Below are 25856 nucleotides of genomic sequence, written 5' to 3' on the forward strand. Positions count from 1 at the left end.
ATAAATTTTAATAGACTTCACATTTCAAAAAAATTCCAACCTTACGATAAAATAATGCATCTTTATAAAGTGATTCATTCACTCATTCAAAAAAATACAATCTACATATGAAAATCCTAAAATCCTTATTAGTATTCTTATTAATATTTGCTACTATGAATTTTTCCGCTCAAAACTATTACGACCAGCAATGGAAAAAAATTGAAGACAACTATAAAAAAGGAACTTACAAATCCAATCTTCCCATCATTCTGGAAATACAGAGTCAGGCTTTGAAGGATAATAATGCTATACAAATCATAAAGTCACTAAAAGCTGAATTCAGTATTACAAAACAGACTAGGGATAATACAAAAAACGATGAAAATTCTAAATTCTTTTCGAAGCTTCAGAACACCGAAAGCAAATTGAAAGGTGATGAAAGACAATTGTTTCATCTTCTGACGTTGGAATTCATCAAAGATTATTATCAGAATAATTCTTGGAAAATCAATCAGAAAACCAATATTGACAACGCCGACTTATCTCAAATCGAAACCTGGAGCAAGCTGGATTTTAAAAATTATTTATTGAAGAATTATTCGGATTTAGAAAAAGAAAATGCTGCTTTGAAGAAAATCCAAATGCAGAAGTACAGTGAAATATTTGATGCATCTGACAATCTTGAATATTTCCCAACGCTATCTGATTGGTACAATTACAATTATATTGAGTTCTTAAGAAATCAAAATCTCTTCACGCCGAACGAATTGAAAGTGAACTCAGCCAAAATTAATTCGATTTTCGATTCGGAAACTGCTTCACTTTCTGGAAATGCTCAGTTGTACTTCAAACATCAAAAAATCAATTATAATTGTGAATTAAATAATTGCAAAGACAAATTCGCGCAACTTGAAAAATTGGTCAAAGACGAATCTGTAAAAGGCGATTACAAAGTCTTGATTATTGATGATATGATTGAGATTCTTCAGCAAAAACAAGATTACAAATTGGCTTTGACTTGGATAAATGATGCTAAAGAAATGTTTCCAAAATCTAAGTTTTTGAATAACATCAAAAACAAAGAAAATCAAATTAAAAATCCTCAGCTAAACATATTTTATGAAAACGAAACGCAGAGTAAAAAGCCAATTCACATTGTTGCAGAAGGAAAAAATGTAAAAAACTTTTCACTCAACATTTACAAAGCTGATGACAACGCAGGTTTTCTGAATCACATTTTTGATTCTTATCAAAATCCTTTTGCAAAGGTCAAAAAAACATTGGTAAGAAAAGACCAATTCTCTTTACCTGAATCTTCGGATTTTAAAACGCATAAAACATCTTTGGAGCTGAAAGCACTTCCAGCAGGAATTTATTTGGCAGAATATGTGGTTGAAAATTCGACTCAGGGAAATTATCATTTTATTGTTTCGGACTCCAAGATCATTTATTCAAAAAAAGATGATTCTAATCCAAAAGCTAATATTCTGAAATTGGTGAATAATGAAAACGGAAAAGTATTTGCCAACGAAACTCTTGAAGTAGCTGAATACGTTAGAGGAAAGCAAATCGTAAAACATTCTGTCAAAACGGATGCGTCTGGAAATTTCCAAATTCCAAATTCTGATAACAAAGAATATTACCGAAATTTTCTTGTCAAAAACGGAAGCAATTATTCGATGATAAATGTTTACGGCTATGATAGTGATTATGGCAATCGAAATAAATCCGAGAATCAGGAATCGGCACAGATTTTCCTTGACAGAAAAATCTACAGACCTGGACAAATTGTTTATTTCAAAGCGATTGCAACTGGAATCAATGGCGAAACTCAGAGAGTAAAAACATTAGAAAAAATTCCGTTGAATATCACTTTGCACGACGCAAACGGCGAAGAATTGCAAACTTTGAAACTGACAACTAATGCATTTGGTTCCGTGAATGGCAGTTTTACGCTTCCAAAAAACAAACTGAATGGAAGTTTCAATATAGAAGTGAATAATGATGATGACAAATCTGGTTTCCATATTAATGGCTATTCAGATTTTCAAGTTGAAGAATACAAACGTCCAAAGTTTGAAGTGACTTTTGACCCGATAAAAGACGAATACAAATATGGTCAAACCATCAAATTGAAAGGAAAAGCGATGATGTTTTCAGGCGTTCCTCTGAGCAATTCAACAGTGAACTATGAAATCAAAAAACAGAATATCCGTTGGCGCTATTTCTGGTGGTATCCTCGTGGAAATGATAACGAAAATTCGATTCTTGGTGATGTAAAGACCAACGAAAAAGGAGAATTTACTATCAAAATCGAGTTGAAAAAAGATGAAACTCTGGAAGGTATTCAGATTGATAATTATGCCATCAATGCTTCTGTGACAGATATCAATGGCGAAACACAATCTGTAAACACCAACGTGAAAGTAGCTTCGGTTTCTCATTACATCGCAGCTAATGAAATTGGAAATACGTTTTCCGACGAAGCTATAAAACTAAATGTTGACACCAAAAATTACAACGACCAAGTTCTGAAAAAATCTTACAACGTAAAGCTGGAAAAACTGGAAGAACCAAAACAGATTTTTAGAGAGAATTTTGCTTCGGTTGTTCAGGATCTACCAAAACTTTCTAAAGAAGAATTTGTACAAAAATTTCCTCACGACAGATTTGATAAAAATGATGATGTGAAGAATTGGAAAATTGAGAAACAACTAATTAATCGAATTGAAAATCCAACAACCGACAACCAACAACCGACAACCAAACTAGATTTAGGAAAACTAGAAGCTGGAACATACAAAGTGTTGCTTTATAATATTGAAGGAAAAGACACGATAAAAACGGAGCAATTCTTCAAAGTTTGGGATAAAAAATCACTTGGACAAAATCAAAATCCATTCTTGGAAGTGATTAGACCAACGCAGGATTTCAAACGAGGCGAGAAAGCAAAAGTGTTTGTTTACTCTGCGATTCCAGATCCATTGGTTCAAATTTTCATTCAAAATGGAAAAGGAGAAACCGTTACGGAAACCAAATCTTTCAAAAATGGAATCTTAGAATATGAAACTGCGATTCCGAAAGATGAAAGTATATCGAGAGTGAATTTGCAATTCCAATTGGTTGCATTTAATGATGTGAAAACAGAATCGGTTGATTTGAAAATTGCTGACAGCAAAGATGATTTGAAAATTGAAATGGTGACATTCCGAGACAAATTACAGCCTGGACAAAAAGAAAAATGGACCATCAAAATTTCTGGCGCTGATAAAAACTCTTCGACTCCGCTCAGAGTAATAGCGGAAGTTTTGGCAAATATGTATGATAAATCGCTTGACCAATTTGCAGCGAATTCTTGGAGTTGGCAGAAATTCTATTCACCTTTCTATGAAAGTTCTTATGAATTAAGAAACGGTTTGGAACAACAATATTATAATGGAAAAACTAATTATTTGAATACAAATAATGTTCGTATTCCTCAATTCAATTGGTTCAATGGTGCAATTTTATTTGGCTCTGATATAGATGGTGACGGAATTGCAAATTCCGATGATGCTTGTCCAACTGTTCCTGGAACTGCTGAATATAAAGGCTGCCCAAAACCAAAAGCAATGTATGCAAGTGAAGTTGAAATGTCTGTTTCGGCTCCAGCAATGAAACTTCAAGGAAGAGCTGCCGGAGTTAAGATTGATGACTTAGCAACAACGCAAGATATGAAAGGGATTATTACATCAAAGGATAAAGATTTAGACAAAATCCCAGTCCGTCAAAACCTCAACGAAACAGCATTTTTCTATCCTAATCTTCTTACAGACAAAGATGGAAATGTATCATTCGAGTTCACTTCTCCAGAAGCTTTGACACAATGGAAACTAATGTTTTTGGCTCATACCAAAGATGCAAGAACTGCAGTTTTGGAAAAATTGGTTGTGACACAAAAAGAGTTTTCTATTACACCAAATTATCCAAGATTTTTACGCGAAGGCGACGAGTTGAATCTTCAAACTAAAATATCAAGTTTGGTCAGTCAAAAGCTGACTGGTTTCGCCCAATTGCAGATTTTGGATGCTTTTACCAATGAAGATATTACAGAAAAATTTGGAATTACTCAATTAACAGCAGTTTCTGGTTATAATAAAGAACAATCTTTTTCATTAGCTGAAAATGGAAATACGTCTGCAACTTGGAAACTGAAAGTTCCTAATAATGTTTCTTCGATAATTATTAAAATTGTTGCAAAAGCCGGTAATTTCTCTGACGGAGAACAAAAAGCCATTGCAATTCTTCCAAATAGGATGTTGGTAACTGATGCGCTTCCGATTTTTGTGAAAGAAGGCCAGACGAAAACTTTCACTTTAGAAAATCTGAAAAATTCTAATTCTAAAACTCTGACTAATGTTTCAAACACTTTGGAATTGACGACCAACCCGATTTGGGAAATTATGTTTGCGCTTCCAAGTTTGAAAAATGACATCAATAATTCGGCAGATGTGGTTTTCAACAAATGGTTTGCAGATGTTCTGGCTTCGGAAATTTTCAAAGCAAATCCAAAACTTAAAACTGTTTTTGATGAATATCAATCCAAAGGTCTTTTGACTTCGAATCTTGAAAAAAATCAGGAATTAAAACAATTGTTATTGGATGAAACGCCTTGGGTTTTAGAATCGAAAAATGAAACGGAACAAATGCAGAAATTAGCAAGATTATTCGATGCGAATACGATGCGAAATTCCATTAATGATGATTGGTCAGAATTGGTAAAACTGCAAAATCCTGACGGCGGGTTCAGTTGGTATCAAGGTTATCCAAGTTCTTATTACACTTCATTATATATCTTGAAAAATCTAGGCAGAATTAATGAATGGCTGACAGGAAACATTTCTGATTATCAAAGTTCTGAGCAAAAAGAAATAGTCAAAAAACTGGTTTCTTATGTGGATAATGAAGCGAGTCGATATGTAGAAATGAAGCAAAATAAATACAATATTTGGAATAATTTTGTTTTGGATTATCTTTATACAAGACAGTATTGGGAAAAGGAATATCTTTTAAAGGGTAACGGAAAAACATTGAAAAATATGGTTATTGATGAAGCCAAAAAGGCAAAAATCACCGATTTCACTTTCTTTGGATTGCACAGAGCTGCTTTGTTATTTAACAATTATGGATTGAAAGATGTTTCTAAAAAACTGATGACTTATCTTAAAGAAACTTCGACAGAAACAGAAACTCAAGGTGTTTATTGGAAACAAAATCTGAATGATTGGGGTTGGTATTCTTCCAAAACAGTGAATCATGCAGGAGCCATTGAAGCATTCCAAAAATTAACGCCGACTGATGAAAATTTCATTGAAGAAATGAAAATCTGGCTGATTACACAGAAAGAAGTGAATTCTTGGGGCAACTCCAGAGGAACAGCTGAAGTTATTTTTACGATTTTGAATTCAGGGAAATCTTGGACGTCTGTAGAATCTGATAAAGCTGAAATTAATTGGGGAGCAAAAGATTTATATCCAGTTCCACAAACTTCTGCAACAGGATATTTTAAAACTTCAGTAAATTCTGATAAGTTGGATAAAAATCTTGCGACAGTTTCTATTAAAAAAGAAAGCGCTGGGATTGTTCAGGGTGGATTATTCTGGCAATATTATGAGGATTTGGACAAAATCAAATCTTCGGAAAGTTATATTTCGATTTCTAAAGAATTATACAAAAAAGTGAAAACCGAAAATGGGGAACAATTAGTTAAAATCAATGAAAATTCGCCGTTGAAAGTTGGTGATAAAGTGACTGTAAGAATGATTCTGAATACGGATAGAAATATGGAATTCATTCATCTAAAAGATATGAGAGCGGCAGGTTTTGAACCTTTGGATGTGATTTCTGGTTATCAATGGAAAAATAATCTGGGATATTATCAATCAACAAAAGATGCTTCTACTAACTTTTATATCGAATACATGCCGAAAGGAAAATATGTCTTTGAATATGACTATGTAGCGAATGTAAGTGGAAGTTTTTCTAATGGAATTACGACTTTGCAGAATTATTATGCGCCGCAGATGAATGCGCATACGCAGGGAACGAATGTAGTGATTACAGAATAAGATATAAATTTAATGACAGGAAAAGGCTTCAAATAATTGAAGCCTTTTCCTATTTTAAATAGTTAAACATTAAACAGATTGCATAATTTTTATTATTTTAGCAAAAAAAAGTATGAAATCAAGATATCTTTTATACTTTTCTTTATTAATTCACTTATTTTCTTGTCAAAATGCAAAAATGAACAGTGGTAATTTGGAAGTAAAGGAAGTAGAATTTGAAGAGGTAAATCATGTAAATATTAGACTAATTGATTCAGAATTTAAGATTTTGAAATCCCAGGCTGAAATCAATAAGATTTACCAAATCATCAACGCAAATAATCCTTCTCCAAGAAAAAATCCTATTCCAACTTTTGAAGAGAATGAAACCTATATTGTTTTACAACCCAAAATTGAACAATTGGACTTCACGGTTACTAAGGTTTCAGAAAGGAATAAGAATTTAGAACTAAAAATTCAGCAATACGATAATCCTGAATTTAAAAATAAAAAATATCCGGCAATCATCATTAAGCTTAATAAAAAAAGCAATTATAATAATATAAAAATTAAAAAATAAGATAATTTAAAATATATTAACAATGAACAAAAAATTACTATTTTCAGTAGGTGTAATGTTCTCGGGAATGTTGTTCTCGCAGAAAAATTACTGGAAGCAAGTCTCAGGTATCGACAACAAATTGCCTGTTTATGACAAAACAGCTACGCCTTCTAAATACAAACTTTTTCAGCTCAACATGGAAGAGATAAAAGCTGATTTAGCAAAAGCACCAAAACGTTTCTCTAATGATGAGTCTTTGGTGTTGAAATTCCCAACAGCAGAAGGAAAATTAGTAGATTATGTTGTACAAGAAGCTTCTGTAATGGATCCCGCTTTACAAGCTAAATATCCAAACTTAAGATCATATCTTGGGTACGAAAAAGGAAACTCCGGAAACTCTATCCGTTTCAGTGTATCACCGTATGATGGCGTGAATGTAATGTATTTCAATGCTGGAAAAACGGCTTATCTGGATGCTTACACCCAAGATAAATCTACTTACATGGTTTATAATCGTGAAGATTTGGGACCTAATCTTGAAGGATTTGCATGTGGCTACAAAAATCCAGAGGGTGAAAATATTGTTTCAGAACCAGTTCCACAGTCATTGGTACAAGATGGTCAATTCAGAAATTACCGACTTGCATTATCTTCAACTATGGAGTATTCTAGATACCATATCAATAGAGCTGGGTTAGCAGGAGGAACAGTAGAACAAAAGAAAGAAGCTGTTCTTGCGGCTATGAATACGACAATGACAAGAGTAAATGGAGTATATGAAAAAACTATTTCTCTTACAATGACTATGATTGCTAATAATGACCAATTACTTTCTATAGATGTCGATGCTTATGCACCTGGATTCACTAATGATAGTGGCTCAACACTCTTAAACGAGAATCAAGCGTTTATTGACCAGACAGTAGGTAGTGCCGCTTATGACATCGGTCACATTTTCAGTACCGGCGGTGGTGGTATTGCACAACTCAGATCACCTTGCGTAGCAGGTAGTAAAGCTCGCGGTGTAACAGGAAGAGGGGCACCGAGAACAGACGCTTTTGATATTGATTATGTCGCTCACGAAATGGGGCACCAATGGGGCGCTCAACACACTTTTGATAATTCATGTGATAGTAACAGAACAACAGCTACATCTGTAGAGCCAGGAAGTGGAAGTACAATTATGGCATATGCAGGTATTTGCCCGCCAAATATACAGGGAAATAGTGATGCCTATTTTCATGTAGTAAGCGTTAACCAAATGTATAGCAATATTACAACTGGATTAGGTTCAAACTGTGGTGTAAAGACAGCTAACAATAATCAGGTACCAGTAATTCAACAATTAACAAATTATTCTATTCCTAACGGAACTGCATTTGTTTTGTCTGGAAATGCTACAGATCCTGATGGTGATGCAGTAACTTATCTATGGGAACAAACAGATATTAGAGGTGCAACAACATCTGCAGCACCAGTTTCTACACAGACATCAGGAGCTGTATTCAGATCTTATAGTCCTACAACAAGTAATCAACGTTATTTCCCTGTAATGTCTGCTGTTTCCGCAGGAAATTTAACTCCAACTTGGGAAGTTATACCAACAGTTGCAAGAGCACTTAACTTTGCTCTTTTTGTAAATGACAACAAAGCAACAGGAAATCAAGCTGCCAGAGCTAATACGGTAGTAACAGTTACAAATTCAGGCCCTTTTAAAGTGACTTCCCAAACGGTAGCAGCTAATTATAATGGAGGCTCTTCTCTTCCTGTAACTTGGGATATTGCAGGCACTAATGCCGCACCAATTAATACAGAAAATGTACAGATTCTCTTATCTTCTGATAATGGTTTAACTTTCCCAACCGTATTAGCGGAAAGTGTACCTAATACAGGAAGTGCTGACGTAATTCTTCCAAATGAAAACAATGGAAATGCAAGGATTATGGTAAAAGCTGTAAACAATATCTATTTCGCTGTAAACTCTGCCAGATTTAACATTAATAAAGTGCTTGCAGTTAACGAATCTGCTTTTGACAAAGGTTTTGCTATCTATCCAAACCCTGCAAAAGGAGAAGTTAATATCTCTTTGAATAAGGTAAATAAAGGTGCTAGTTATCAAATTCTAGATCTTTCCGGAAAATTAATTTCTAATGGATCTTTGGAAAATGAAAAAACTCAGGTTAACATCTCTAATTTGAAAACAGGAACTTACAGAATTGTAATTTCTAACAACGGAGAAACTACTAGCAAAAATCTTATTGTTAAATAAGCAATTAAACTTAAAAACAAAAAACCAACTTCTTTCGAAGTTGGTTTTTTTATGTTCAAAAATTAATTTAAATCAAATTAAAATCCGTATTGCAATCCAATTTGGAATCCACTATTTCTAAGTTGTTTATCACTGTTATTCCAGCTGGTAGAACCATTTTTCTTAATATCAGTGAAACCAATAATATATCTGGCTCCAATTGCCATATTATTGAATTTGAAACCTAATCCAACTCCCCCACTCAGATCCAATTGATTGTAAGCATCTTTATCTTTCTCGATTATGGTTTTGCTATCGCTTTCATATTTATTTTTATTACCAACCAAAACACCAAACTGAGGTCCACCTTCGACATAGAACTTTGGTATCAATTCAAACTGAAACATAATTGGCATTGATACATAATTAAGATTCAGCGTGTGAGAAGTATTTCCATTTTCATATTTTACTCCCATATTATTATAGATCAGCTCTGGCTGAATACTAAGTAAAGCATTAACTGGTGCATTCATATAAAGACCTGCATAAAAACCAACCTTAGAATTTTTATCACCCCAACCATTTTCTTGACTAATGGTAGAAATGTTTGCTCCTCCTTTTACACCAAATGATTGTGAGTAAGCCAAAGACATCATTGTCAATCCCACCAACCCAAATATTTTCTTCATATATAATTGTTTATGAAGAGCAAAAATATAAATTATCAAATAAAAAAGACCGAAATAATCGGTCTTTAGTAATAATTTAATATTGTGTAAGATTAGAATTTGTAAGATAATCCAACCTGGAAAGTATTGTTTCTGTTTTTACCACTTTGTTCCAATGTAGTATTGCCATCTTCGTCGTTGTTTTTCTTGTTGATATCAGTAAATCCAGCAACATATCTAGCATTAATTCCAAAATTCTGAGTGAAATTAAATCCAAGACCTAATCCTGCTCCCATATTGAATCCACTATAAAAATCTTTAATATCTCTTGAAGAATAGGACTCTGTACTAGTAGAAGATGAACCTCCAGAAGTTACAGTTGTTGTTGTATCACCTTTAGCTTTAGCTCCAACCAAGAATCCAAACTCAGGGCCAGCTTCTAAATAGAAATTAGGCGTTGCATGAAATTGAAACATTACAGGAACTGTTACATAATCTAAATTAAGACTTGCGGAGTTTTTATCCGTTGTAGTTACACCTCCAATAGTATAAGAATTGGTTCCTGTAACTTTAGCTCCCATCTGGCTATACAATACCTCTGGCTGAATACTGAATTGTTCTGATAAAGGCGCATTCATAAAAACTCCACCATAGAATCCAGCTTTAGATTTTGAATCTTCATAACCATCATCTGATATAGATGAAACGTTAAGACCTGCTTTTAAACCGAACGACGGACTAGTTTGTGCAAATGCAAATGTTCCCGCCACTAAACCTAATCCTAAAAATAACTTTTTCATAATTTCAAATTTTAAATTTTGTTTTTACGATTTGGATAGTTTCAAAATCTTTGCCAAAATTTAAAAAATCAATTATTATAAATGATTATTAACTCAAAATCAATAATTCAAAAGACTTGTTTTCAACGGGTTAAAATATTATTCATTAAATAACAAAAATCAATTCTGATTAAGTCCTTTATAGAAATTAAGAGTCAAAATAATTTGTTCCGGATTTAATTTTTGATCAAAAACACAAGATCCAATTCCATTTATCAAAGAAAAATTAATATTTCCATCCTGGTTTTTCTTGTCATTGAACATTAAATCCATAATCGCTGCATTCTTGAATTCTGAAATATCGATGTAAGGAAACAATCTTTTTATTTTACTAATAATAACTGATGACACTTCTACATCAATCAATCCGCAAAGAAAAGCCAAATGTGTTTCGCAAATCATTCCAAGTGCTACAGCTTCTCCGTGAGGAATTAGATTACCTTTTTTCAAGAAAAGACTTTCCACAGCGTGACCAATCGTATGACCAAAGTTGAGTGTTTTCCTAACATTTTCTTCTTTAAAATCCTGAGAAACCACATTATTTTTAATTTCCATACTTCGGCTGATGAATGGAGAGATTGATTCTGGTGTTATTTTATCAAGAGAACTTAATTGGCTCCAATGTTCAGCATCGGCGATTAATCCGTGTTTCAGCATTTCAGCAAAACCACTTCTAAGTTCTTCAAATTTTAAAGTTTCTAAGAATTTTGGATAAAAGAAAATACCTTCTGGCAATGCAAACGTTCCAATTATATTCTTCAGATACTGATGATCAATTCCCGTTTTCCCTCCTATAGAAGCATCACACATCGATAATAGAGTTGTAGGAATATTGATGAATTTGAAACCTCTCTTATAAGTTGAAGCCACAAAACCGCCCATATCTGTTATCACACCTCCACCCAGATTGATTAGAAGAGATTTTCTGTCCGCTTCCATTTCTGAGAAGATTTCCCAAAGTTGTGTTGCGGTTTCTATATTTTTATTTTCTTCGCCAGCTTCTATTTCAATAACCTCAAAATGGGCTTCGGTTTCTAGGTTTGGGAGTAAGATTGGTAAACAATGATTGTGTGTATTCTCATCCACCAAAATAAAAATCTTGCTTGGTTTGATTTGATCGATATATTCATTAAGGCTCGTGAAATCTTGGTCAAGTTCCTTTATCATAACTGAAATTTTAACAAAAGTAAGAACAAATTAGCAATATTCGGTTCTTGTTTGGCGACGAATTGCTCGCAGCCCGACTTGAGCGGAAATCCTTTTTACGCAACGGAGTGGAGTGAAAAGATTGAGAGCGGAAGGCGGATTAAGCTGCCCAAATAAAAAAAGAGAAGCAATCGTCTCTCTTTAATCTATTGTTTTGAAATAAAATCTCGTAATTCCTGAGCTGAACTCTGAAATTGAAATGCAGGATAAATCACAAAATAATTAACCGGGTCCACGCATCTGGAATAAGAATATTTGGCAACCTCAACTCTATCTTTGTCATAAGTCAAAGCTTCGAGAAGTGATTTTATCTGCTCTGATGTTACCATAGCATTTCTTAATTGTTGTTTGATAACGGAAACTTTATCATCTGCAAATTTGGTGTTTTTAACGACTTGTAAAAAGACATTAAAACTTGCATTATTCATCATATTTCCATAATAGTTCCCTTGGTTATTTCCGTTGTAACCTTCTTGATTTCCTGTTCCGTAATATGGGTCCCATTGCCCAGAATTACCATTATTGTATGGAGAATTCCACATATCGTTCCAGATATCGCCATAATTACCGTAAGCTTGGTTTTGAAGCTGATAAGTTCCCAAAAGATATAATCCGCGATTGCTAAAGAAATCCAAGACCAATCTGGAATTGTTACGAACATTAATTCTTGTTCTATAAAGCAGATATCCGTTGGCATAAACAGAAATCGGAACTAAACCTGGAATGATATCAAAAAACCTATATTTTCCGGAAGAATTTGCTGACATCTGGTCGCCAACTTCCACTGTGTAGAAACCTCGTTCAGGGATTCTCAAGAATATCTCCGCATAGCCATAACCGTAATTTTGATTCCAATCATAACTCGGATTTGGTCTAGTGTTGGGAATATTATTGTTATTATTCGGGTTAGTTCTGTAATTTGAATTGTCTAATGTTCCGTTTCCTCTTTTTCCAGATGTTTCCGGTTTGCGAGTCTGCATCTCGCTTTTTGAAGCTTCATTTTTCAAAAGTTCGCCTGCTTTTCCTGCTTCTTGAGCAAAAGTCGCTAAACTTAAAAGAAAGACACAAGTAGTAAATATTTTTTTCATAGTCAATAATTTATTTTATAATATCCAGTCTAATTCTACAAATATGCCAAATTATCAATTAAAATTACAATTTTAGTAAATAAAAAATTAAATCATTGAATATAAAGTAATTAAAACAAAAAAAGAGAAGCAAAATCGCTTCTCTTTATAAACATATAGATGTAAAATCTTACATATGAATCGAACGCTTTCCAGTCGCATCCAAAGCCGCTTCTTTCACAGCTTCTGCATAAGTTGGGTGTGCGTGAGAACTTCTAGCAATATCTTCTGCACTTGCACGGAACTCCATCGCCATCACGCCTTCTGCAACCAAATCTGCGGCTCTCGCTCCAATCATATGGAAACCTAGAACTTCGTCGGTTTTTTCATCAGCAATGATTTTTACAAATCCGTCTGTATCACCACTTGCACGGCTTCTTCCTAAAGCTCTCATTGGGAAACTTCCTACTTTATAAGCCACACCTTCTTCTTTTAGCTGCTCTTCTGTTTTACCAACACCCGCGACTTCTGGCCAAGTATAAACTACTCCTGGAATCAAGTTATAGTTGATGTGAGGTTTTTGTCCAGCTAAAATTTCAGCTACCAAAGTTCCTTCTTCTTCCGCTTTGTGCGCCAACATTGCACCTTTGATAACGTCTCCAATTGCATAGATGTTAGAAACATTAGTTTGCAAATGGTCGTTGGTTTTAACTCTTCCTCTTTCGTCCAATTCTACTCCAGCTTTTTCCAATCCAAGTCCGTCTGTGTAAGGTCTTCTACCAACAGAAACTAAAACATAATCGCCTTCGAAGTTGACTTCTTCGCCTTTTTTATTTTTAGCAGTAACTTTTACAGAATCTCCGTTTCTCTCCACTGCAGAAACCGCCGTAGAAAGCTCGAATTTCATTCCTTGTTTTCTAAGAACTTTTTGTAATTCTTTGGAAAGAGCACCATCCATTCCCGGGATGATTTTGTCCATAAACTCGACCACAGTTACCTGAGAACCTAATCTCAAATAAACTGAACCTAGCTCAAGGCCAATAACACCACCACCAATAACTACCAAATGCTTAGGAATTTCTTTCAAATTCAAGGCCTCTGTAGAAGTAATGATTCTTTCTTTATCTAAAGTGATGAAAGGTAAAGATGATGGTTTAGAACCAGTTGCGATAATCGTATATTTTGAATCGATAGTTTCAGATGAACCATCGTTTTTCGTCACTTTGATTTGAGTGGCAGATTCGAAGCTTCCAAGACCTTCAAAAACAGTGATTTTATTTTTATCCATCAGGAAGTTGATTCCTTTTGTCGTTTGTTCCACTACTCCATTTTTACGTTCAATCATTTTTGCCAAATCTACTTTCGGCTCATCGATGATAATTCCGTAATCTGCAAACTCGTGTTTTGCTTTTTCGAAATGCTCGGAACTGTCCAGCAAAGCTTTGGAAGGGATACAACCCACGTTAAGACAAGTTCCGCCCAAAGTAGGATATTTCTCAATAATTGCAGTTTTAAAACCTAATTGCGCAGCTCTGATTGCTGCAACATATCCGCCAGGACCAGAACCGATAACGGTTACATCAAATTGACTCATATCTTTGTGATTATTATTTCGAATAAAAATTTTCCTCAAATTTACGAATTTTAGAACAATTTTGGAACTGATTTAAATAAGTAATTAATCTCTATTTTTGTATCAGATTTTTCTAAAATTCAATTACAATGTCACTCGAACAAAACTATCAAGATATCCTTTCTCAACTTCCCGAAAATGTAAAACTAGTAACAGTTTCCAAAACCAATCCAGCTGAAAAAATCAAGGAGGTTTACAATTTGGGACAACGCGCTTTTGGAGAAAATAAAGTTCAGGAATTACTGGAAAAACAACCTGTTCTTCCCAACGATATCGAATGGCATTTTATTGGGCATCTTCAAACCAACAAAGTGAAATACATTGCAGGCTTTGTTGCAGTGATAGAAAGTATTGACAGTGAAAAATTATTGAAAGAAGTTGACAAAGAAGCTTCAAAAAACAACAGAAAAATCAACGTTCTACTTCAGGTCAAAATCGCAAAAGAAGACACGAAATTTGGTTTGACAGTGGATCAGGCTAAAGAAATTTTCAATGATTATCTTAATGGAAATTATCCGAATCTCGAAATCACAGGCTTGATGGGAATGGCAAGTTTTGTGGATGATAAAACTCAAATCCGTGAAGAATTTTCTATTCTGAAAAATCTTTTTGATGAATTATCTGAACTGAAACCTTTAAAAACTTTATCAATGGGAATGAGTGGTGATTTTCTTTTGGCAATTGAATGTGGTTCTAATTCTGTGAGAGTTGGTTCTGCGATATTCGGTTCAAGGTTTTGAGTTTAAAGTTCAAAGTTTAAAACTCCTGACTTTAAATTTACAACATTAAACTGTTATAAACCTTCATCACTTCATCAGCAATCACCTCATCATTGAATTTCTGAACAAAATGCAACCCTTTTTCAGCACGGCGTTTTCTCTCAGATTCGTTATCCCAAAGAAAATTGATTTTGGCACTAATGTCATCCATATTTTCAGGGTTGACATAAACAGAATCTGGTCCACCAGCCTCAGGCAAACAACTTGTATTGCTTGTAATCACAACAGTTTCTGAAAACAAAGCTTCGATAACAGGAATCCCAAAACCTTCGAAAAAGCTTGGATAAATGAAAATTTCAGCCAACTTGTAAATCCCAGCCAATTCTTCCATAGAAACACCTGAGAGAAAATGAACTTCAACCTTCCCTTTCTTGATTTCTTTCTCGATTAGTTTAAAATATTTCGGCTTTTTTGCACCAACTACAACTAATGGAATTTGCGAATCCTTCAATGCTTTGACAACGTTTAAAAGATTTTTTCTTGGCTCAATCGTTCCGACACTCAAAAGAAATTTTTCTGGAAGATTAAATTTTTCTTTGACTTGACGGAGGATTTCCTCGGATTGTTTTTCTTTAAAACTAGCGTGACAGCCCTGATAAACAACATCAATTTTACTCTCATCAACTTTAAGAAACTGAATTATATCCCGCTTAGTTTGTTCAGATATAGCAATAATTTTATCTGCAGAAACTGCTGCTTTTTTGAATTTCCAAAAATGAATTTTCCTGTCAATCCAAGTGTAATATTCCGGATATCTTTCGAAAATCAAATCGTGAATGGTCACGACTTTTTTGATTGGTTTCGAGTTCCATCGTAAAGGCAATTCGCCGGACAAACCGTGATAAATGTCTGCATTGTTATTTTGTGCATCGATTCCTGTTTTAAGCTGTCGGGAAAGCGTGCCTTTAGTCGTTCTGACAAAAATCACATTGGGTAATTTCAATATTGCTTCGCCGCGATCCGACTTTTTTTTGTTGAATAATAAATAATGATTATCAGGGAAATACGTTGCTAAAACCCGAACCAAATCGCGGGAATAGTTTCCTAATCCAGACCAGCTGGAAAAAATACGTTTGGCGTCGTAAGCAATCTTCATTAATTCTTATTTTTTTGAGTCCAATTTTCCAAAAATTCTTTGGTTGTAGAAAATTGATAATTATTTTTCTTTGCCCATTTGATAAAATCATCAAAACGGTTACCCATCTCTTCATTTGTATTTTTAAAAGTAAAGGCGGGCAATTTATACTTTGGATTCGAGATGTCTGCAAATTCCCAAGGATGAAAATAAATATTCAAAAATCCTGTGGCGTTTAAAGATAATTTGGACAAAAATTTATAAATCCAAAGTGGAAAGTTATGAAAACTCAGCCAAAACAACGGAATTCTAAACATCGTAGAAACCGAAGCAGGAAATTGTAAAACCTTCTTCTGCCAAAATGGTTTCCTGCTAACTCCGAAGTTGTTATATCGTCCTGGCAGATAAGTTGGGTTAATGGATGAATTGTAGAAGTAACCTGCATCAGAAACTGCATCTTCCGAAACCGGACTCATTCTTGGCATTCTGAGACCAACCACTTTTGTATTAAATAATTTTTCTAATTTTTGTTTTGACTCTGCTAAATGTTTCTCTTCAAAATCCGAATGAAACCAAGTATGAGAAGCCAATTCGTGGCCTTCGGAAAGTAATTGTTTAACCAAATCCTGATTATTTTCAGCAAAAACTACAGTTGAAAAAAAAGTAGCTTTGATATTATTTTCCTTCAAAATCCTGAGAATATTCTGTAATCCTTTTCTGGAAACCGCCAACTGCTCTTCCAAAGGAATTTCGCCATTATATTCTAAAGGCATATCAAATTCTTCAATATCAAAACTTAATAAAATCATCAATTAAAAATTTTTCGAACGGATAATATAATTTGGACGTTCTTTGATTTGTTTGAATATTTTTCCCATGTAAATTCCTAAAATACCCAAAATTATCAGTTGAATTCCGCCAAAGAAAACAACTGTCATCAATATCGATGCCCAACCGGAAATTTCAGTTTTATTAATGAATGCATAAATGACGTAAGGAATGTATAGCAAAGACAAAAATGAAAAGAAAAACCCAAGATAAGCCGCTAAATAAAGTGGTTTCACACTAAAAGCGGTAATTCCTGTAAATGCGAATTTTATCATTTTTCCAAGGCTGTATTTACTGCTTCCGGAAAATCTATCCGCAGCAACAAAATCAATCGAATATTGTTTGAAGCCAACCCATTTTACCAAACCTCGAAGAAAAATATCTGTTTCACCTGTTTTTCTGATAACATTAATGACTGAAGCATCTAATAAGCGGAAATCGGAACTGCCTTTTTCTAACTCTACATCGGATAAGTTCGACAAAATATGGTAGAAAAAATCTGATGTTTTTCTCTTGAAAAAACTAATATTTTTAGAATATTTTCTGATGGTATAAACCACATCGTAGCCTTCTTCCCATTTTTTAATCATATCAGGAATCATCGTTGGAGGATGTTGCATATCTGCGTCCATAGAAATTACAGCATTTCCATCCGCATAATCCATTCCGGCTTTTACAGCATTCTGATGTCCAAAATTTCTTGAAAATTCCAGATATTTTAGCTTAGGACAATTAGATGAAATCTCTTCTAAAGTCTTTTGGGTTGCATCCCGACTGCCATCATTCACATATATTATCTCATAATCATAATCAGGAAGGTTCAAAAATACTTTTTTTATCTCGCCGTGGATTATGGATAAATTACCTTCTTCATTATAAGCCGGAATCACGATGGAAATCTTTTTCATCTGCTTATATTAATATTATTGGTCTAGTTATCAGTCCAATTTATAATCTTTTTCAAAATCCTTTATCAACAATTCATACATCACTCTGAACCAGATTAATATACAAGGAATTGCTTTAGTGGAATATTTGATAAAAATATCTTCTTTTATAAATTTTGGAAATAAATCCGAAAATGCAAAACAAGTGAAAATCATTACAAAAATCAATAAGCAAATGTCAATTTTTGATAATTTTTTCTGCATCAAAAACCAAAGCATGACACCTGCAACTGCAATAATATAAGTTGGACTCTCGGAACCTGAGCTGAAAAGGACAACAAACAATAGTGTAGAAGCCAAAATCATCATTTGAAATGATAAAAATTTGAATTGTTTAGTTCTGAGATATGGCAACATAAATATGATAAATCCCGGAATTAAAAAGATAAGATTAGAAATAGTAGCATCTCCTAAAACTCTTCTTACAACGCCCATTAATGAGTAATCCTGACGTGTTCCCAAAGCTTGATTTTCCAAATTTTTCCCTGAAAGAGAAGTGTACCAGTCAAAGTAGGATTGAATACCAAATTTTGGACTTGAAATCAACATCGGCAAAACAAAAAATAAAATTGAGATTATGATTAATGAAATGATGAATTTGGTTTTATTTTTAATAAAGAAAAAAGCAGATAATCCTACGACTCCATAGATTTTCACAAAAACACCAATCAGGATTGCGAATGCAGATTGCGTTTCTTTCCTTTCATAAATATAAATCGTTGACAACATCAATAATCCTGTCAGAATAATATTAAACTGAAAATAAGTTGCCGCGGTAATGAATTCCTGAAGACAAAGCCAGGCGAAAAAGGATTTCTTTTTATCTGAAAACGGAAGTTTGTAAATGGCATACAGGAAAACCAAAGTTCCGGCAACATTCCATAAAACTGCACCAAAACCATCCGGCAACATCGCAAAAGGAGCAATTAAAAGACTGAAAAATACACCGTAATGATTACTATCAAAAAACAAGTCGGGATATTGCGAGAAAATATTTCTTTCTTGTAACGTATTGTAAAATACGTTTTTGAAAATCAGATAGTTATTATATCCGCCAGTTCCTCTTTTGTATTTGCTGTATGCAGTCAAGGCTGCAACGATAATATAGATTACAAAGATAATTCTGTAATCTGAAATCAGTTTCAAGAACTTCTGTTTCACAATCGCTTTGATAGGTTGATTAGTCTAAAAAAAATGTCATTCTAATAAGAAGTTTAAATTCTCATTAGAATGACAAATATAAGTTTAAAATCGATAGTTATTAAACCGCTACATTATTTTCTCTCAAAGCATCATTAAGAGAGGTTTTCTTGTCTGTCGATTCTTTTCTTTTTCCGATGATCAATGCGCAAGGAACCTGATATTCTCCTGCAGGAAATTTCTTCGTATAACTTCCAGGGATCACAACTGATCGTTCTGGCACATAACCTTTCGTTTCGATTGGCTCAGGTCCTGTAACATCAATAATTTTGGTGGACATTGTTAAACAAACATTAGCACCTAAAACAGCTTCTTTACCAACACGAACACCTTCTACCACGATACAACGTGAACCGATGAATGCATCATCTTCTATAATTACCGGAGCAGCTTGCAAAGGTTCCAAAACACCGCCAATACCAACACCACCACTCAGGTGAACATTTTTACCAATCTGAGCACAGCTTCCTACAGTTGCCCAAGTGTCAACCATTGTTCCCGAATCTACGTAAGCACCGATATTAACATAAGAAGGCATCATAATCACGCCACTTGCAACAAAACTTCCGTGTCTTGCGATTGCGTGTGGAACAACTCTCACCCCTTTTTCAGCATAATTTTTCTTCAAAGGAATTTTATCGTGAAACTCGAATGGACCAACTTCTATGGTTTCCATTGTTTGGATTGGGAAATACATCACCACACCTTTTTTTACCCACTCGTTGATTTGCCAGCCGTTTTCAGTTGGTTCAGCGGTACGTAATTCTCCTGCATCTAATTTCGCAACAACTTCTCTTACGGCATTCTGATATTCTTCTTCTTTCAAAAGGTCACGGTTATCCCAAGCTTTTTCGATTTTTTCCTGTAAAGACATAATTATATAAATGATAATTGATTAATGATGATTGATTTTAATCTGGATTAATTTTAATATTCGCAAAAATAATAAATCTAAAGCACACTTCTCGCAAAAAGAAAAGCTTTGTTCCAATAAGCTTCGTTGAGGGAAGAGATAATAACGCCCTTTGAAGTTGAGGCATGAATAAAAGTCACCTCTCCATTATTCAAAATATCATGAACAATTCCAACGTGTGTCACAGCAGATCCGCCAGCTGTTGCAAAAAACAAAAGATCACCGGGTCTTGCTTCAGAAACATTGATTAATTTTCCTTGTTTTGCCTGATCAGATGAGCGTCTGGGCATTTGAATTTTATTTTCGTCAAACACTTTACAAACCAGCCCTGAGCAATCAAAACCAGCCTTTGTATTTCCAGCATACTTGTAAGGTGTTCCCAAATAATTTTCTGCATTATCCAAAACAGACGATCTTGTTCCAGAAACTGAACCGGAATAATTGGAATTCAATTTTTTAAGACTTGTAGATTTTGATGTTGCTGGTTTTTTGTAAGAATATTTTTTCGTAGACTTAGAAGCACCACAAGAAACCAGAATAATTGAGAATATAATTACCAGTACAGATTTTTTCATTCGACATTGTTTTAGTGTAATTATGCTTCTATACGAATCAGTTTTTTGCTTACTGTACAAAAATAGGTTAGTTTAATTTCCCTAACAAACATTTGAATAAAAAAAGAGAAGTTTTTTAAAACTTCTCTCAGGTAAATATATTGATTGTAAATTGATTCGAAATTAAGAGGGCAACTAGTGCCCCCTTTAATCAATAATCAGGTTCTATGAACTTGATTACTTGATATTTCATGAGCAAATTTTTTGCCAAACAAAAAAAACAATCTACTGAATTTCAGAAGATTGTTTCAAAGTGGAGAATACGGGGATCGAACCCGTCACCTCAACACTGCCAGTGTTGCGCTCTAGCCAGATGAGCTAATTCCCCTTTTAATTATACAATGATAAGGATTTGTCTGAACAATATCAAAAAAAATTACTGAAATTTAAAATAAAAAAATCGGGCTCAAAGCAATTTGAACCCGATTCCTGTAAAACGTAAAATTTAAAAATATGAAATCAATTTTGATTTGATTTTAAATACTCATCAATGATATCAAATGCTTTCTTTTCGTCTTTGATATCGACTTTAATAAAAGTGTTGGTTGCAGTGGGAGTAGATAAAAAACTAAGATAAGAGTTCTCTACATCACATTTTATTCCTGCATCTTCCAGCCTAAATTTTATAAGCTGAATCTCCTGTGGGCTATTACTTTCGTAAACAGCCACTCTTGTTGTTGCATCCATAATTCAGATTTTGATTTTTTTATTAAGCAAAGCAATTTACGAAAAAAATATCATAATCTGAAATTCCTTATATTAAATTCTCAAATATTGAATTAATTTTATCTAAAATAATTTGGATTTCTTCTTTTGTTACATTCAGATGTGGACGGAATCTAAGCGACTGATCACCACAAGTCAAAATGATAATCCCTTCGTCATAAAGTTTGCTTCTCAACCACTCCCTAGACTCGCCATCTTTCAGGTCAAATGCGCACATTAATCCTTTTCCTCTTGCAGCAGAAATATGGTCTGGAAATTTCTGTGCTAATTTTTTCAATCCTTCTAATAAAAACTCTCCTACTATTTTAGAATTTTTTACCAAATTTTCATTTTCAATAATTTCTAAAACCAATTGAAAACGAAGCATATCGATAAAATTCCCACCAAAAGTTGAATTGATTCTGGAACTTTCTACGAAAACGTGATGTTCTACTTCATCCAATTTTTCCTTATTGGCAAGGATTCCACAAACCTGAGTTTTCTTACCAAAAGTGATAACGTCCGGAATAATATCAAGATGTTGGAAAGCCCACATTTTCCCCGTCATTCCAATTCCTGTCTGAACTTCATCAAGGATAAGGAGAATTTCGTTTTCATCACAGATTTTTCTTAATTCAGTAAAGAATTCATTTCTGAAATGATTATCGCCACCTTCCGCTTGGATTGGTTCTATGATAATACAAGCCACTTGATCAGGATTTGCCAGAATAGCTTCTTGAATATGCAATAAAGCCAATTGCTCCTGCTTGATTGTTTCCTCCAAATTATCTTCTGTAATTGGGAAATTCAGTTTTGGATTCGTAATTCTTGGCCAATCGAATTTTGGGAAATATTGGTGTTTTCTCGGATCAGAAGTATTGGTCAAAGACAATGTATAACCGCTTCTTCCGTGGAAGGATTGTTTGAAATGAATAACCATTCCCGCTTCTTTATCAATATTCTTTTGCCAGTTCTTTCTGGTTTTCCAATCGAAAGCAGTCTTCAAAGCATTTTCAACAGCCAAAGCACCACCTTCTACGAAAAAGCAATAGGGTAATTCTTTTGGAATCGCCACTCTGGAAAAAACTTCCATAAAATCTGCATATTCCTGCAAATAAACGTCGCTCAAAGTTGGTTTGTACGTCGCTAATCTTCCTAACCAATTTGCTTTTTCTAAAATGTAAGGATGATTGTAACCTACGGAAGCCGATGCGAACATCGAGAACATATCAAGATATTCTTTTCCCGTCAATCGGTCTACAATATAAGAACCGTGGGACTTTTCAAAATCCATTACAAAATCGAAACCATCGGCCAGGATGTGTTTTCCTAATGTTTCTTTTACTTTATTTTCGTGTACAAGTGTGCTCATTTGTTATAAGTGATAAATGATGATTGATAAATGATAATTAACTGATGACAAATGGCTTTTTGCTATTAGCTTTAAAAACTAAATTTCAAAAAAAACTTCTGACATCAAACTTCCAGCTTCCAGCAATTCTAATCTAAATCGAATTTAATTCCTTGTGCCAAAGGCAAACTGGTTGTGTAATTGATTGTGTTGGTCTGTCTTCTCATATAATATTTCCAGACATCGGAACCAGACTCACGTCCGCCACCTGTTTCTTTTTCGCCACCAAAAGCACCTCCGATTTCAGCACCAGAAGTTCCGATATTGACATTCGCGATTCCACAATCTGAACCTCCGTTTGAAAGGAACAATTCTGCTTCACGAAGATTTTGAGTCATAATTGCAGAACTCAGACCTTGAGGAACATCATTCTGGATTGCGATGGCTTCTTCTAAAGTTTTGTATTTAATCAAATAAAGAATTGGTGCAAATGTCTCGTGCTGAACAATCTCATAACTGTTTTCAACCTCAGCAATGCAAGGTTTCACGTAGCAACCAGAATTGTAATTTTCGCCTTCCAAAACGCCACCTTCTACAATGAATTTCCCACCTTCGGATTTACATTTTTCGATAGAATCCTGATATTGTTTAACTGCAGCTTTATCGATAAGCGGTCCAACGTGATTCGTCTCATCTAAAGGATTTCCGATTTTAAGCTGTCCGTAAGCTTTTACCAAACGGTTTTTCACATCATCATAAACCGATTCGTGGATAATCAAACGTCTTGTAGAAGTACATCTTTGTCCGGCCGTTCCAACTGCGCCGAAAACTGCACCTATGATTGACATATTAAGGTCTGCATTTTCTGTAATGATGATGGCATTATTTCCACCCAATTCCAGAATCGATTTTCCGAAACGTTCAGCTACATTTTTCCCGACAATTCGTCCTACTCTTGTAGAACCAGTGAAAGAAACCAAAGCAATTCTTTTGTCGTTGACTAATTTGTCACCGATTTCGTGGTCAGCAATTACAAGTCCTGAAATTCCTTCCGGAAGTCCATTTTCTCTTGCTACCTCAGCAAATATATTTTGGCAAGCAATCGCACAAAGTGGTGTTTTTTCTGATGGCTTCCAAATCACAACGTTTCCACAAATCCAAGCTAAAGCAGCGTTCCAGCTCCAAACCGCCACCGGAAAATTGAAAGCGGAAATAACTCCCACAATCCCCAGTGGATGATATTGCTCGTACATCCTGTGTCCCGGTCTCTCAGAATGCATTGTATAACCGTGTAGTTGACGGGATAAACCAACTGCAAAATCACAAATATCAATCATCTCCTGAACCTCACCAAGTCCTTCCTGCAAAGATTTTCCCATCTCGTAAGAAACCAATTTGCCCAGATCATCTTTATATTCTCTGAGTTTATTTCCAAATTGACGAACCAAATCACCACGTTTTGGAGAAGGAACCTGTCTGAATTCTCTGTAAGCTTCCTGCGCTTTTGCTACCACTTTTTCATAGTCAGCAGAATCTGAAGTTTTCACAGAAGCAATTTTATTCCCGTCAACGGGAGAGAAACTATCTATATTTTGCCCAGATGAGAAGAATTCTAATCCGGTAGAAGTACCATTATTTTCTGTCGAAATCCCTAATCTTTTCAGGTTTTCTAATATTGAAATCGAGGACATAAATTTTTAATTTTTTAGAGTCCCTAAGATAAAAATATATTTCGACCAGCAAAATCAAAAGCTAACAATCATTAGTAAACATTTAGCAATTATTATTGCTTTGAGATAGTAAAAAGATAATTAATTTGTAAAAAAGGATGTTATCAATAAATTTAATTTGATATCAGTCACTCAAACATCTATAAATTAAGGACAATTTATAATTTTGAATGAGTCTAAATTACATAAATTTTCATATTTTTGAAAAAAAATAAAAATGGAAGACCAACTACAGACAACCGAAGAAAAGAAATTGCCGAAGTGGAAAAGTCTGCTTAAAAAATTCGGAATTGGCGGAATTATTTTTTTTACAGTAAAAGGTATTATCACTTCTACATTAATCTATTTTCTTGGCAAAAACTTTTGGGTGATAATCAAAGATTACGTTGCTCAATGGTTTGATTAAATTGAATTTTATTTTTAATAAGAAATAAAAAAAATCCTTTGCAGCAAAGGATTTAATTTTTTATCGGTAACCGAAATTCTTAAGATCTCTATCATTTTTTCGCCAGTCTTTTTTGACTTTCACAAACAGATTGAGATGGATTTTTTTTCCAAAGAATTTTTCCAAATCTATTCTTGCCTCTGTCCCTACTTTTTTAATAGCTTCGCCTTTGTGGCCGATGATAATTCCTTTTTGTGTATCCCGTTCCACGTAAATGATTGAATCTATAACAATTGCACCTTCCTTTTCTTTGAAAATCTCCGTAACCACTTCTACCGAATAAGGGATTTCTTTTTCGTAGTTAAGAAGAATTTTTTCACGAATAGCCTCATTCACAAAGAAGCGCTCCGGCTTGTCTGTGTACATATCTTTATCATAATATGCAGGACTTTCCGGCAACATAGATTTCAGTTTCGGAAGGATAATCTCCGTATTGAAAGAGTTGAGTGCAGAAATCGGAAGAATCTCAGCTTTCGGGATTCTCTCGTGCCATTCAGTTGCTATTTTTTCTAAACTTTCTTGGTTGGTCTGGTCAATTTTATTCAACAATAACAAAACCGGAACAGGAATTTTGTTGAGTTTATCAATTAAAAACTCGGATGGTTCTGCTTTATCTGTCACATCTACAATGAACAGGAAAACGTCCGCATCCTGCAAAGAATCCTTCACAAAATCCATCATTTTTTCCTGCAAACCATATTTTGGGTCGAGAACACCTGGTGTATCAGAAAAAACAATCTGCAAATCTTCTTCATTATAAATCCCGAAAATACGGTGACGCGTGGTTTGTGCTTTTTGAGTAACAATCGCCAGCTTCTCTCCCATCAGTTGATTAAGAAGTGTAGATTTTCCGGCATTCGGTTTTCCGACGATATTTACGAATCCTGCTTTGTGCATTGATTTTAAATTAAAATGATTAAAAATTAAAAGATTGAGAAATCTTTTAATGGACTGCAAAGTTAGGGAAATTTAAAGGGA

The 25856-nt window shown here is 34.3% G+C and carries 20 protein-coding genes and 1 tRNA gene; 5 read left to right on the forward strand and 16 right to left on the reverse strand.

Annotated features, from left to right (window positions below):
• Positions 1-107 precede the first annotated feature (107 nt).
• The 3 genes from KI430_RS07845 to KI430_RS07855 all read left to right on the forward strand — a co-directional run bounded on the left by KI430_RS07845 (position 108) and on the right by KI430_RS07855 (position 8899).
• Positions 108-6089 carry an alpha-2-macroglobulin family protein gene (locus KI430_RS07845; RefSeq protein WP_248877901.1) on the forward strand — a complete coding sequence of 1994 codons (5982 nt, stop codon included), beginning with the start codon at positions 108-110 and terminating at the stop codon, positions 6087-6089.
• A 112-nt stretch (positions 6090-6201) separates the two neighbouring features.
• Positions 6202-6648, forward strand: coding sequence for a hypothetical protein (locus tag KI430_RS07850; protein WP_248877903.1), 447 nt, complete (start codon positions 6202-6204; stop codon positions 6646-6648).
• A 22-nt stretch (positions 6649-6670) separates the two neighbouring features.
• The gene (locus tag KI430_RS07855) at positions 6671-8899 is read left to right on the forward strand and encodes a zinc-dependent metalloprotease (protein WP_248877905.1); all 2229 of its coding nucleotides are present in this window, start codon (positions 6671-6673) and stop codon (positions 8897-8899) included.
• Positions 8900-8976: 77 nt separating this feature from the next.
• On the opposite strand, the gene KI430_RS07860 is transcribed toward KI430_RS07855, so the two are convergent.
• The 5 genes from KI430_RS07860 to lpdA form a co-directional block, all read right to left on the reverse strand.
• A complete protein-coding gene (locus KI430_RS07860) occupies positions 8977-9567 on the reverse strand; it encodes a porin family protein (protein WP_248877907.1) in 591 nt (196 codons plus the stop codon).
• A 92-nt stretch (positions 9568-9659) separates the two neighbouring features.
• The gene (locus tag KI430_RS07865; RefSeq protein WP_248877908.1) at positions 9660-10346 is read right to left on the reverse strand and encodes a porin family protein; all 687 of its coding nucleotides are present in this window, start codon (positions 10344-10346) and stop codon (positions 9660-9662) included.
• A gap of 159 nt (positions 10347-10505) precedes the next feature.
• Positions 10506-11552: a 3-dehydroquinate synthase gene (gene aroB / locus KI430_RS07870; RefSeq protein ID WP_248877909.1), complete on the reverse strand. Its 1047-nt coding sequence runs from the start codon at positions 11550-11552 to the stop codon at positions 10506-10508.
• Between the two features lie 185 nt (positions 11553-11737).
• Entirely contained in the window at positions 11738-12679 is a 942-nt protein-coding gene (locus KI430_RS07875) for a DUF4476 domain-containing protein (protein WP_248877910.1), read from the reverse strand.
• Positions 12680-12848: 169 nt separating this feature from the next.
• Positions 12849-14252: a dihydrolipoyl dehydrogenase gene (gene lpdA, locus KI430_RS07880; RefSeq protein WP_248877911.1), complete on the reverse strand. Its 1404-nt coding sequence runs from the start codon at positions 14250-14252 to the stop codon at positions 12849-12851.
• Between the two features lie 128 nt (positions 14253-14380).
• Here lpdA and KI430_RS07885 point away from each other — a divergent pair, with 128 nt between their 5' ends.
• Positions 14381-15031 carry a YggS family pyridoxal phosphate-dependent enzyme gene (locus KI430_RS07885; protein ID WP_248877912.1) on the forward strand — a complete coding sequence of 217 codons (651 nt, stop codon included), beginning with the start codon at positions 14381-14383 and terminating at the stop codon, positions 15029-15031.
• A 37-nt stretch (positions 15032-15068) separates the two neighbouring features.
• Here the strand turns inward: KI430_RS07885 and KI430_RS07890 are convergent, their stop codons facing one another.
• The 10 genes from KI430_RS07890 to KI430_RS07935 all read right to left on the reverse strand — a co-directional run bounded on the left by KI430_RS07890 (position 15069) and on the right by KI430_RS07935 (position 24394).
• Positions 15069-16166: a glycosyltransferase family 4 protein gene (locus KI430_RS07890; protein ID WP_248877913.1), complete on the reverse strand. Its 1098-nt coding sequence runs from the start codon at positions 16164-16166 to the stop codon at positions 15069-15071.
• Positions 16166-16954, reverse strand: a complete 789-nt coding sequence (locus KI430_RS07895; protein WP_248877915.1) for a polysaccharide deacetylase family protein — start codon at positions 16952-16954, stop codon at positions 16166-16168. The genes KI430_RS07890 and KI430_RS07895 overlap by 1 nt, the downstream gene beginning before the upstream one ends.
• Before the next feature lie 3 nt (positions 16955-16957).
• Complete coding sequence (locus KI430_RS07900; protein WP_248877917.1) at positions 16958-17881, reverse strand: glycosyltransferase family 2 protein; 924 nt, start codon at positions 17879-17881, stop codon at positions 16958-16960.
• Positions 17882-17911: 30 nt separating this feature from the next.
• Positions 17912-19081 (reverse strand): glycosyltransferase family 87 protein, encoded by a 1170-nt coding sequence (locus KI430_RS07905; protein ID WP_248877919.1) that lies wholly within the window; start codon positions 19079-19081, stop codon positions 17912-17914.
• Between the two features lie 100 nt (positions 19082-19181).
• Positions 19182-19994, reverse strand: a complete 813-nt coding sequence (locus KI430_RS07910; RefSeq protein WP_074233260.1) for a 2,3,4,5-tetrahydropyridine-2,6-dicarboxylate N-succinyltransferase — start codon at positions 19992-19994, stop codon at positions 19182-19184.
• Between the two features lie 77 nt (positions 19995-20071).
• On the reverse strand, positions 20072-20608 hold the full coding sequence (locus tag KI430_RS07915; protein ID WP_074233259.1) for a C40 family peptidase: 537 nt from the start codon (positions 20606-20608) through the stop codon (positions 20072-20074).
• A gap of 293 nt (positions 20609-20901) precedes the next feature.
• A tRNA-Ala gene (locus KI430_RS07920) sits at positions 20902-20975 on the reverse strand.
• A 131-nt stretch (positions 20976-21106) separates the two neighbouring features.
• Positions 21107-21334: a DUF2007 domain-containing protein gene (locus KI430_RS07925; RefSeq protein WP_074233258.1), complete on the reverse strand. Its 228-nt coding sequence runs from the start codon at positions 21332-21334 to the stop codon at positions 21107-21109.
• Between the two features lie 67 nt (positions 21335-21401).
• On the reverse strand, positions 21402-22724 hold the full coding sequence (gene lat / locus KI430_RS07930; RefSeq protein WP_248877921.1) for an L-lysine 6-transaminase: 1323 nt from the start codon (positions 22722-22724) through the stop codon (positions 21402-21404).
• Between the two features lie 128 nt (positions 22725-22852).
• On the reverse strand, positions 22853-24394 hold the full coding sequence (locus tag KI430_RS07935; RefSeq protein ID WP_248877923.1) for an aldehyde dehydrogenase family protein: 1542 nt from the start codon (positions 24392-24394) through the stop codon (positions 22853-22855).
• A gap of 256 nt (positions 24395-24650) precedes the next feature.
• Here KI430_RS07935 and KI430_RS07940 point away from each other — a divergent pair, with 256 nt between their 5' ends.
• Positions 24651-24839, forward strand: a complete 189-nt coding sequence (locus tag KI430_RS07940; RefSeq protein WP_074233254.1) for a hypothetical protein — start codon at positions 24651-24653, stop codon at positions 24837-24839.
• A 60-nt stretch (positions 24840-24899) separates the two neighbouring features.
• On the opposite strand, the gene era is transcribed toward KI430_RS07940, so the two are convergent.
• Positions 24900-25775 carry a GTPase Era gene (gene era, locus KI430_RS07945; RefSeq protein ID WP_248877925.1) on the reverse strand — a complete coding sequence of 292 codons (876 nt, stop codon included), beginning with the start codon at positions 25773-25775 and terminating at the stop codon, positions 24900-24902.
• Between the last annotated feature and the right edge of the window lie 81 nt (positions 25776-25856).

The sequence above is a fragment of the Epilithonimonas zeae genome (assembly GCF_023278365.1).
Lineage (GTDB): Bacteria > Bacteroidota > Bacteroidia > Flavobacteriales > Weeksellaceae > Epilithonimonas > Epilithonimonas zeae_A.